The 10,200-nt window shown below is 62.4% G+C and carries 9 protein-coding genes and 3 tRNA genes; all 12 read right to left on the bottom strand.

Annotated features, from left to right (window positions below; genetic code table 11):
* Nucleotides 1-206 precede the first annotated feature (206 nt).
* Nucleotides 207-4,325 (bottom strand): DNA-directed RNA polymerase subunit beta, encoded by a 4,119-nt coding sequence (gene rpoB / locus K6142_RS10115; protein ID WP_190244787.1) that lies wholly within the window; start codon nt 4,323-4,325, stop codon nt 207-209.
* 662 nt (nt 4,326-4,987) lie between these two features.
* On the bottom strand, nt 4,988-5,371 hold the full coding sequence (gene rplL / locus K6142_RS10120) for a 50S ribosomal protein L7/L12 (RefSeq protein WP_012612583.1): 384 nt from the start codon (nt 5,369-5,371) through the stop codon (nt 4,988-4,990).
* Nucleotides 5,372-5,427: 56 nt separating this feature from the next.
* Nucleotides 5,428-5,949 carry a 50S ribosomal protein L10 gene (gene rplJ, locus K6142_RS10125; protein WP_012612582.1) on the bottom strand — a complete coding sequence of 174 codons (522 nt, stop codon included), beginning with the start codon at nt 5,947-5,949 and terminating at the stop codon, nt 5,428-5,430.
* Nucleotides 5,950-6,132: 183 nt separating this feature from the next.
* Nucleotides 6,133-6,840, bottom strand: a complete 708-nt coding sequence (gene rplA, locus K6142_RS10130; protein ID WP_035066571.1) for a 50S ribosomal protein L1 — start codon at nt 6,838-6,840, stop codon at nt 6,133-6,135.
* A gap of 137 nt (nt 6,841-6,977) precedes the next feature.
* Nucleotides 6,978-7,400, bottom strand: coding sequence for a 50S ribosomal protein L11 (gene rplK, locus K6142_RS10135; protein ID WP_007523977.1), 423 nt, complete (start codon nt 7,398-7,400; stop codon nt 6,978-6,980).
* Between the two features lie 64 nt (nt 7,401-7,464).
* Nucleotides 7,465-8,019: a transcription termination/antitermination protein NusG gene (gene nusG, locus K6142_RS10140; RefSeq protein ID WP_012612580.1), complete on the bottom strand. Its 555-nt coding sequence runs from the start codon at nt 8,017-8,019 to the stop codon at nt 7,465-7,467.
* Between the two features lie 11 nt (nt 8,020-8,030).
* Complete coding sequence (gene secE / locus K6142_RS10145; RefSeq protein WP_012612579.1) at nt 8,031-8,282, bottom strand: preprotein translocase subunit SecE; 252 nt, start codon at nt 8,280-8,282, stop codon at nt 8,031-8,033.
* A 156-nt stretch (nt 8,283-8,438) separates the two neighbouring features.
* Nucleotides 8,439-8,515 (bottom strand) — tRNA-Trp (locus tag K6142_RS10150).
* A gap of 14 nt (nt 8,516-8,529) precedes the next feature.
* The gene (gene rpmG / locus K6142_RS10155; protein WP_007523971.1) at nt 8,530-8,679 is read right to left on the bottom strand and encodes a 50S ribosomal protein L33; all 150 of its coding nucleotides are present in this window, start codon (nt 8,677-8,679) and stop codon (nt 8,530-8,532) included.
* Nucleotides 8,680-8,682: 3 nt separating this feature from the next.
* A complete protein-coding gene (gene tuf, locus K6142_RS10160; protein WP_012612578.1) occupies nt 8,683-9,876 on the bottom strand; it encodes an elongation factor Tu in 1,194 nt (397 codons plus the stop codon).
* Nucleotides 9,877-9,929: 53 nt separating this feature from the next.
* Nucleotides 9,930-10,005: transfer RNA gene (locus tag K6142_RS10165), tRNA-Thr, on the bottom strand.
* A gap of 33 nt (nt 10,006-10,038) precedes the next feature.
* Nucleotides 10,039-10,115, bottom strand: a tRNA-Gly gene (locus tag K6142_RS10170).
* Nucleotides 10,116-10,200 lie beyond the last annotated feature (85 nt).

Consider the following 10,200-nt stretch of genomic DNA (forward strand, 5'->3'; position numbering starts at 1 on the left):
TGCCCCCTGCACCCCCACAAGAGGGGCTGTGGCCCCCTTGACCCCGTGTTCGTCACCCTTCGCGCGGTGCGCGGGTGCGACGGTTGAGGGGGGCGGAGAAAACGTTGTGCGCAGACTTATGAAAAGTTTTGGGGGGAGGGGCCGGGGAGGGAGACCTTTTCCAGAAGGTCCCCTCCCCGGTGGCTCTTACCCAAAATCGTATACCATTACAGCGCGTTCATGAAGCCGACGCGCTTCGGGCGCTTCTTGCCTTCTTCCTGGTGCAGCGTGACGTCGAGGCCCAGCGACATGAGTTCCTTGACGAGCACGTTGAACGATTCGGGCAGACCGGCTTCCAGGAAGTTGTCGCCCTTCACGATCTTCTCGTACATCTTCACGCGGCCGGTCACGTCGTCCGACTTCACGGTCAGGAATTCCTGCAGCAGGTAGGCCGCGCCGTACGCTTCCAGCGCCCACACTTCCATTTCACCCAGACGCTGGCCGCCGAACTGGGCCTTGCCGCCGAGTGGCTGCTGGGTCACCAGCGAGTAGGGGCCGGTGGAGCGGGCGTGGATCTTTTCATCGACCAGGTGGTGGAGCTTGAGCATGTACATGACGCCGGTGGTGACGCGGTTGTGGAACCGTTCACCGGTGCGGCCATCGTACAGCACGGTCTTGCCGTCCTCGTCGATGTTGGCCCGCACCAGCCACGACCAGATTTCCTCTTCCGCCGCCCCGTCGAACACGGGGGTCTTGGTCACGATGCCGCGACCCAGCTTGGCCACGGAGGCGCGGAAGTCGTCGTCGTCCATGGAATCGACCAGCGAGTCGATGGCGGCGGAATCGAACGCCCGCTTCACCTCGTTGCGCAGCGACTTCAAGGGGTCGTTGCGCTCCAGCATTTCGGCGAGCTGACGGCCCATTTCCTTGGCGGCCCACCCGAGGTGGGTTTCCATGATCTGGCCGATGTTCATACGCGAAGGCACACCAAGGGGGTTCAGCACGATGTCCACCGGGCGGCCGTCCGCGAAGAACGGCATGTCCTCGGCGGGCAGGATGCAGGAGACAACGCCCTTGTTCCCGTGACGGCCGGCCATCTTGTCACCCACCGAAAGCTTGCGCTTCACGGCGATGTAGACCTTGACCATCTTGATGACGCCGGGGGGCAGGTCGTCCCCTTCGGTCACCTTGCCGCGCTTGGATTCGTAGATGTTGCTGATGAACTGCACCTGCTGGTCATAGCTTTCCAGCAGGGCGTCCACGGCTTCGTTGACTTCGCGGTTCTTGAACAGGCCGGAGAGCTTCTTCAGGGGCACGTCGGCCAGCATCTCGGCGGTGACGGAAACACCGGCCTCGGCAATGACCTCGCCCTTCTTCTTGCCCGCCAGGGTGGTGGCGATCTGCTTGCCTTCCACCACGGCCATCAGCTTCACGCGGGTGGCGTCGCCAAGACCGCGGATGTGATCCTGTTCCTTGCGGTCCAGGCGGCCCAGTTCGTATTCCTCGATCAGGCGGGCGCGCTCGTCCTTTTCACCGGAACGGCGGTTGAACACCTTGACCTCGATGACGGTGCCCTCGATGCCCGGGGGCACCTTGAGCGAGGTGTTCTTCACGTCGCGGGCCTTGTCGCCGAAGATGGCGCGCAGCAGCTTTTCTTCCGGGGTCAGCTGGGTTTCGCCCTTGGGGGTGATCTTGCCGACGAGGATGTCGTCCGGCTTCACGTTGGCCCCGATGCGAATGATCCCGCTGCCGTCCAGGTTGCGCAGCATGTCCTCGCCCACGTTGGGAATGTCGCGGGTGATTTCTTCCGGTCCCAGCTTGGTGTCGCGCGCGACGACTTCGAACTCTTCGATGTGCACCGAGGTGAAGGTGTCTTCCTTCACGGTGCGCTCGGAGATGAGGATGGAGTCTTCGAAGTTGTAGCCGCACCACGGCATGAACGCGACCACCAGGTTCTTGCCCAGGGCCAGTTCGCCGTCCTCGATGCCGGGGCCGTCGGCAAGGATGTCGCCCTTGGCGACGACCTGGCCGGGGTGGCAGGTGGGCTTCTGGCCGAAGCAGGAGTTCTGGTTGGACTTGTGGAACTTCTGCAGGTCGTACGCGCGCACGCCGCCCCGTTCGGGGTACAGGCCGTTCTCGTAGCTGACGATGATGCGGTCGGCGTCGGCGTAGCGCACGATGCCCGGGCCTTCGGCGATGATGCACGCGCCGGAGTCCTGCGCCACCGGGCCTTCCATGCCCGTGCCCACGATGGGCTTTTCGCACTGCAGCAGCGGCACGGCCTGGCGCTGCATGTTCGAGCCCATGAGCGCGCGGTTGGCGTCGTCGTGCTCCAGGAACGGAATCAGCGCGGCGGAGATGGACACCATCTGGCTGGGCGAAACGTCCATCAGGGTCACTTCCTCGCGGGGCGACATGAGCACGTCGCCCTTCACGCGGGTGGTGACGTATTCGTCGGCCAGCTTGCCTTCGGCGTCGAAGGGCGCGTTGGCCTGGGCGATGACTTCACCGTGCTCGCGCGAGGCGTCGAGGTAGACCACCTCGCCGGTCATCTTGGTGTCGCGGATGACGTGGTACGGCGTCTCGATGAAGCCGTAGTCGTTCACCTTGGCGTAGGTGGTCAGCGACACGATGAGGCCGATGTTCGGACCTTCCGGCGTTTCGATGGGGCAGATGCGGCCATAGTGCGAGGTGTGCACGTCGCGCACTTCGAAGCCCGCGCGTTCGCGGGTCAGACCGCCGGGGCCCAGGGCGGACAGGCGGCGCTTGTGCGTCACTTCCGACAGGGCGTTGGTCTGGTCCATGAACTGCGAAAGCTGCGAGGTGCCGAAGAATTCCTTCAGCACGGCGGCCACCGGCTTGGGGTTGATCAGGTCGTGCGGCATGAGCGTGGAGACTTCCTGGAGGCTCATGCGTTCCTTGATCGCCCGTTCCATGCGCACGAGGCCGATGCGGTACTGGTTTTCCACCAGTTCGCCCACGGGCCGCACGCGGCGGTTGCCCAGATGGTCGATGTCGTCGGCGGGGCCGTGGCTGTCCTTCAGGTGCAGCAGCACGCGGATGGCGGTCAGGATGTCCTCGTCGGTCAGCACGCGCAGGTCCAGCGACTGGTCGAGGCCAAGGCGCTGGTTCAGCTTGTAGCGGCCCACGGGGGAGAGGTCGTAGTAGTCCGCGCTGCGGAACAGGTTGTCGAAAAAGCTTTCCGCGATTTCGGGCGTGGGCGGCGACGAGGGGCGCAGGCGGCGGTAGATTTCCACCTGGGCGGCTTCCTTGTCGGCGGTCTTGTCCAGCACCAGGGTGTCGCGCAGCGAAGACGAGGTGTCGATGCCCTTGGTGTGCAGGATGGGCAGGCGGTCGATGCCCGCCTCGCGCAGGCGTTCCTGCACGCCGGGGGTCACTTCGTCGGCGGCTTCGGCCAGCACTTCGCCGGTGGCCGGGTTCACCACGTCATCGGCAAGGAACAGGCCGTCAAGGGTGTCGGCGGCCACTTCGATGGTTTCAAGGCCCGCTTCGCAGATCTGGCGCCAGGCGCGCTTGGTGATGGGCTTGCCCGCCTTGACGAACACGGTGCCGTCGGCACCCGCGATGTCGGCAAAGGCCGAGTCCTTGCGGAACATGTCCTTCTGCACTTCCCAGAACACGCGGCCGTCGGCGGAAATGCGGTAGAACTCCTTCTTGTAGAAGTAGTCCAGGATGTCCGTCTTGGTCATGCCCATGGCCTTGAACAGGATGGTGGCGGGCATTTTGCGGCGGCGGTCGATGCGGACGTACAGGATGTCCTTGTGGTCGAAGTCGAAGTCGAGCCACGAGCCGCGCATGGGAATGACGCGGCAGGAGTACAGCACCTTGCGGCTCGAATGGGTCTTGCCCGAATCGTGCTCGAAGATGATGCCCGGCGAACGCTGCAACTGGTTGACGATGACACGCTCGGTGCCGTTGATGATGAAGGTGCCCTTCTCGGTCATCAGCGGCAGGGTGCCGAAATAGATGTCCTGTTCCTTGATGTCGCGGATGGTGCGGTTGCCGGAATCGTCGTCGACGTCGTAAACCACGAGCCGCACCTTGATGCGGATGGGCGCTTCGTAGGTGAGGCCCTTCGAGATGCATTCCGCCTGGTCGAACTTGGGCTCGCCGATGTCGTAGCTGACATATTCGAGGCTGGCGGTGCGGTTGAAGTCCTCAATGGGGAACACGGACCGGAAGACCCCTTCAAGGCCCTCGTCGGTCTTGCGTTCGGCAAGGCCTTCCTGGAGGAATTTGACGTACGAGTCCACCTGAAGGTTCAGGAGGTGCGGAATGCCGAGCGATACGGGAATCTTGCCGAACTTTTTCGTGAGTTGGCCCATGGTTTCACCTCAGAAAGACGGTTTTCCGGCGGGGCTCTCAGCGCGAGAGGCCGAACGACCCGTGGGGGTCGGATGGAGCGGACGCGTGCACGGCACGCTGGCAGCGGGACCGGCGGCAGGGCCATGGTCCCGCGATTCGGGGGCAGCGGGCGCGTGATGCGTGGCTGCCGGGGCGAAGCGACAACGAAAGGCGGCCGCGCGAAGGGGGGTGCCCTTCAACGCCGTGCCGCGGACGAAGCAAAGCGGACGCGCGACAAGAGCGACGCGCCCACCGGAAAGGCTGTCGGTTCGGGGGGTAGGAAAGAGGGGTGCAGCGTACAACGTACCGCCCGGGTCAGGAGCTGGATTGGTGCGAAGTAAGTTCGACCAAATTGCAAGAATAGTCGTTTCGGAAAAATTATGCAAGTCCGTGCGGCTTGCCGCATGCTCGCTTCCGATCCAACGTGGCATCCCCGTGGGAAAGCCCGTCCCGTCAACCCGTCTCATCCCGTCCCGTGAAGACCGCGACCCCATGCATTTGCCGGAAATACCGGAACATGCCCCAGGTGCGTGGCCGCCACCCGAAATGCCAATCTGCCGTACGGGGCGACAAAGCAGAAGAAGCGCGGGCGATGAACTCGCCCGCGCCATTCCGATCGCCTGTGCGGCGCAGCGAACCGAGTCTACTTGACTTCGACTTCGGCGCCGGCTTCCACCAGCTGCTTCTTGGCTTCTTCGGCTTCTTCCTTGGAAACGGCTTCCTTCAGGGTGGAGGGAGCGCCGTCAACCTTGTCCTTGGCTTCCTTCAGGCCAAGGCCGGTCAGGGCGCGCACAACCTTGATGACGCCGATCTTGTTGGCGCCAGCGGCCTTGAGGATGACGTCGAATTCGGTCTTTTCTTCTTCGGCCGGGGCGGCTTCAGCGGGGCCGGCGGCAACCATGGCCATGGCCGGAGCGGCGGCGGACACGCCGAACTTTTCTTCAAGTTCCTTGATGAACTCGGAAAGTTCGAGGACGGTCATGTTGGCGATGAATTCGACGACCTGTTCCTTGGTGATGCTGGACATGATTTGCTCCTTTCGGGTGTCTTTGGCGTAAGGGTTGGGTTCGATTCCGGTGTTGCCTAGGCCGCGGCCTTCTTCTCTTCAATGCCCTTCAGGGCGTAGAGAAGGCCACGGATGATGTTGGCGAACAGCGAAACGAAGTTGGTGGGCACGGCGTTCATCGTGCCAAGAGCGCGCGCGATCAGTTCGGGCTTGCTGGGCAGCTTGGCGAGGTCAGAGACCTGTTCCCCGGAAAGGAACTTGCCTTCAAGGCTGCCGTGGCGCACCGTGAAGATCTTGCTCGTCTTGGCAAAGTCGGTAACCGCCTTTGCCACAGCGACGGGATCAGCGAACCCAAGGGCGACGGCGCAGTTCTCTTTGAACACGTCTTTGATGACGTCATGCGCTCCGTCGGTAAAGGCGATCCGTGCCAGGGTGTTCTTCACGACGTGGTATTCCGCGCCGTTTTCACGAAGCTTCACTCTGAGACGGGTCAGCTCTTCCACCGACATACCCTTGAAGTCGGTCACGACCGCGATGGAAGCGCCTTCAGCACGAGCCTTGAGCTGCTCGATGATGGCTGCTTTCTCGGACCTGTTCACGTGACTCTCCTCAGGTTCGGGTGTGTCTGGGTGGAAATGCCGAGCCAAAGACACAGTGGTCTCGGCAGGGCTTAACGCAAGGGCGGAGAACCCGTGCTGCCTGCTTTCTTCGACTCGTATTTCCGGGCCTGTAGCCGGTAAAGGCCCGACTGCGAGCAGTCGGGCCAAATATCACCGAAGGGGTTAGCCTTCGAGGAACTTCTTGATGGTGGTCGGGTCGACCTTGAAACCGGGGCCCATGGTGGTGGAAACCGCCATGGCCTTCATGTAGGTGCCCTTGGCCGTGGCGGGCTTCAGGCGGTTCACGGTATCAAGCAGCGACTTCAGGTTGTCCAGGATCTTTTCGGGACCGAAGGACACCTTGCCGAGCGGGGCATGCAGCACGCCGGCCTTGTCGACCTTGAATTCCACGCGGCCAGCCTTGGTTTCCTTCACCGCGGTGGCCACGTCGAAGGTAACGGTGCCGGTCTTGGCGTTGGGCATCAGGCCACGGGGGCCGAGCACGCGACCGATCTGGCCGACCAGGGCCATGACGTCGGGGGTGGCGATGGCCTTGTCGAAGTCCAGCCAGCCTTCCTTGATCTTGGCGACCAGTTCTTCGGCACCGGCAAAGTCGGCACCGGCGGCCTTGGCTTCGGCTTCCTTGTCACCCTTGCAGAACACCGCCACGCGCACGGTCTTGCCGAGGCCATGGGGCAGGGTGACGGCGCCGCGCACCATCTGGTCGGAGTACTTGGGATCGACGCCGAGGCAGATGGCCACGTCGACGGTTTCGTCGAACTTGGCGAACGAAGCCCCAAGGGACTTGGCCACCGCGTCTTCGAGGGTGAGGATTTCGGCGATGTCGCGTCCTTCAGTCGCCGAACGATATTTCTTGCCGTGCTTGGGCATTGTACCCACCTTTTCCTTTTGCTGACGTTCGCAATCTCCTGCCGCCATGGTCACGCCCCTTCATGCAGAAGGAAGCGCCCGGCTTGGCCGGGAAGGCCGACATCGTCGGCGGACGGCAGTGCAACTGATCCGAAACGCTACTTGATTTCGATGCCCATGCTCCGGGCGGTGCCCAGAACGGAGCGGGTGGCCGCATCGAGATCCTTGGCGGTGAGGTCGGGCAGCTTCAGCTTCGCGATCTCTTCAACCTGCGCCATGCTCACCGACCCGACCTTGTTCCGGTTGGGTTCGCCAGAGCCCTTTTCGAGCTTGGCGGCCTTCAGCAGCAGCACGGAAGCGGGCGGGGTCTTGGTGATGAACGTGAAGGAACGGTCGGAGTAGACGGTGATCACCACGGGGGTGATCATGCCCTTCTGCTCCATGGTCTTCGCGTTGAAAGTCTTGCAGAATTCCATGATGTTCAGCCCGTGCTGGCCGAGCGCGGGACCGACCGGCGGGGAAGGGTTGGCCGCCCCGGCCGGAATCTGCAGCTTGATCTTGGCAACTTCTTTCTTAGCCATTGTTCTGTCCCTCTATGGGCGGCGCGGGCCGCGATGGTTACCGCGCTAAATCATCGAAAGGGGGCTAGCCCTTGGAAACCTGGACGAAGTCCAGCTCGACCGGGGTCTGTCTGCCGAAGATGGAGACCGACACCCTGAGTTTGCCCTTGTCGTAGTTGACGTCCTCGACGACGCCATTGAAGCCGCCGAAAGGCCCGTCTATGACGCGAACCTCGTCCCCGCGCTCGAAGTTGAACTTCGGACGGGGCTGCTCCTGCCGTGATTCCATCATGGTCAGGATGCGTTCCGCTTCGCTGTCACGCATGGGGGTCGGACGGTTCTTGCCGCCGACGAATCCGGTAACCTTGGGTATGGACTGGACGAGATGCCACGAGAAATCCGTCATGGCCATCTTGACCATGACGTACCCGGGGTAGAACTTCCGCGTGGAGGTCCGCTTCTCGCCCTTGACGAGCTCGATGACCTTCTCGGTGGGCACCACGACCTCTTCGATGAGTCCCTGCGCCTGACCGGTACGGATCATCTCGCGTATGGTCTGTTCGACACGCTGCTCGAAGCCCGAGTATGTATGGACGATGAACCAGCGGGCCTTGGCTGTCGTGGGGATCGATTCGGTCATTGGGGTGTCCATCACGAGAGGATGTATTCGACGAGCTTGGTCAGCCCAAGGTCCACGACACCGAGGAACAGGGACATGACGAAAACGAGAACGAGCACGGCGATGCCCGTTGCCGTGGTTTCCTTGCGCGTGGGCCAGGTGACCTTGCGCAGTTCGCCCTTGGCTTCCTCGAAGTAGTCCCTGAGCTGGGTGATCTTGTCACCGATGCCGTTGCCGGAATCGGCGGGGGTCGCCTCGGGCGCGTTCTGCTGCTTTTTCGCCATGGTCGCCTCTGGAGCCATTTCGACTGGTCGACTTGCCATCGTTCGGGGGGGACCGGCCCGCCCGGCGGGCGAACCGTGAGGTTCGCCGGGCCGGGCGGAAAGGTGCCGTGGGGCGCCTTGGCACGTTGCCGTGCACTGTCCCGCTAGGAAAGGAGATGGCAGGGCAGGAGGGATTCGAACCCCCAACATCCGGTTTTGGAGACCGGCGCTCTAGCCGTTAGAGCTACTGCCCTGCACTATGAGGATACTACTTGGTTTCGCGGTGAACCGTGTGTTTCTTGTCCCAGGGACAATACTTCTTCAGTTCGATACGGCCGGTAGTATTCTTCTTGTTCTTGACGGTCGCGTAATTGCGTCGCTTGCACTCGGTGCAGGCGAGCAGGAGATTGACGCGCATCGTTTACTCCAGGATTTCGGAGACCACGCCCGCGCCAACGGTGCGGCCGCCTTCGCGGATGGCGAAGCGCAGGCCCTGCTCCATGGCGATGGGGGCAATCAGTTCCACGGTGAAGGTGGAGTTGTCGCCGGGCATGACCATTTCGACGCCGTCAGCCAGCGCGATGATGCCGGTGATGTCGGTGGTACGGAAGTAGAACTGCGGACGGTAGCCCGAGAAGAACGGGGTGTGACGGCCGCCTTCTTCCTTGGACAGGACGTACACTTCGGCCTTGAACTTGCGGTGCGGCTTGATGGACTTGGGAGCGGCAAGAACCTGGCCGCGTTCCACGTCTTCACGCTTGATGCCGCGCAGCAGGGCACCGATGTTGTCGCCAGCCTGGCCCTGATCGAGCAGCTTGCGGAACATTTCGACGCCGGTGCAGGTCGACTTGACGGTGTCCTTGATGCCGACGATTTCGACTTCTTCGCCGACCTTGATGATGCCGCGTTCCACACGACCGGTCACCACGGTGCCGCGGCCGGAGATGGAGAACACGTCTTCGATGGGCATCAGGAAGGGCTTGTCGATGTCGCGCTGCGGTTCGGGGATGTAGCTGTCGCAGGCGTCGAGCAGGGCCACGACCGGAGCGGCGTCGGCGGAGTTGGGATCGTCGGTTTCAAGGGCCTTCAGGGCCGAACCGCGGATCACCGGGATGTCGTCGCCGGGGAAGCCGTAGAGGGAGAGCAGTTCGCGAACTTCGAGTTCCACGAGTTCGAGCAGCTCTTCGTCGTCCACCATGTCGCACTTGTTCAGGAACACCACCAGGTAGGGCACGCCGACCTGACGGGCGAGCAGGATGTGCTCACGGGTCTGGGGCATGGGACCGTCGGTGGCGGCAACCACCAGGATACCGCCGTCCATCTGGGCGGCGCCGGTGATCATGTTCTTGATGTAGTCGGCGTGGCCGGGGCAGTCCACGTGGGCGTAGTGGCGGGTGGCGGTTTCGTATTCGACGTGGGCGGTGGCGATGGTGATGCCACGTTCCTTTTCTTCGGGAGCCTTGTCGATTTCGTCGAACGCCACGAACTTGCCGTTGCCGCGCAGACCGGCCACCTTGGTGATGGCGGCGGTCAGAGTGGTCTTGCCGTGGTCAATGTGGCCGATGGTGCCGATGTTGACATGCGGCTTCTTGCGTTCAAATTTTTCCTTACCCATAGGTGTTCTCCCTGGCGTGGTTTTCTTCTTGCGTTAATCGTTAGGCACGGAAATGGAGCCCACAATGAGACTTGAACTCATGACCTCTTCCTTACCAAGGAAGTGCTCTACCGCCTGAGCTATGTGGGCCGATTGCTTGCTTGAGGAGAACCCGGGCTAGGATGGAGCGGGAAACGAGACTCGAACTCGCAACCCTCAGCTTGGAAGGCTGATGCTCTAGCCACTTGAGCTATTCCCGCACGTCCAGCATGGAGCCGTACTTCCAGGAAGCCGTAGTTCTCCGACAGGCCTTCCTGTCTCCTACAGCCAAGATAGCTTGTCAAG

The sequence above is a fragment of the Nitratidesulfovibrio sp. SRB-5 genome (genome assembly GCF_019931275.1).
Lineage (GTDB): Bacteria > Desulfobacterota > Desulfovibrionia > Desulfovibrionales > Desulfovibrionaceae > Cupidesulfovibrio.

Bases quoted from the DNA above. Each gene is read 5' to 3' on its own strand.
- rpoB (WP_190244787.1), bottom strand. From the start codon at position 4,325: ATGGGCCAACTCACGAAAAAGTTCGGCAAGATTCCCGTATCGCTCGGC.
- rplL (WP_012612583.1), bottom strand. From the start codon at position 5,371: ATGTCCAGCATCACCAAGGAACAGGTCGTCGAATTCATCGCCAACATG.
- rplA (WP_035066571.1), bottom strand. From the start codon at position 6,840: ATGCCCAAGCACGGCAAGAAATATCGTTCGGCGACTGAAGGACGCGAC.
- rplK (WP_007523977.1), bottom strand. From the start codon at position 7,400: ATGGCTAAGAAAGAAGTTGCCAAGATCAAGCTGCAGATTCCGGCCGGG.
- nusG (WP_012612580.1), bottom strand. From the start codon at position 8,019: ATGACCGAATCGATCCCCACGACAGCCAAGGCCCGCTGGTTCATCGTC.
- secE (WP_012612579.1), bottom strand. From the start codon at position 8,282: ATGGCGAAAAAGCAGCAGAACGCGCCCGAGGCGACCCCCGCCGATTCC.
- rpmG (WP_007523971.1), bottom strand. From the start codon at position 8,679: ATGCGCGTCAATCTCCTGCTCGCCTGCACCGAGTGCAAGCGACGCAAT.
- tuf (WP_012612578.1), bottom strand. From the start codon at position 9,876: ATGGGTAAGGAAAAATTTGAACGCAAGAAGCCGCATGTCAACATCGGC.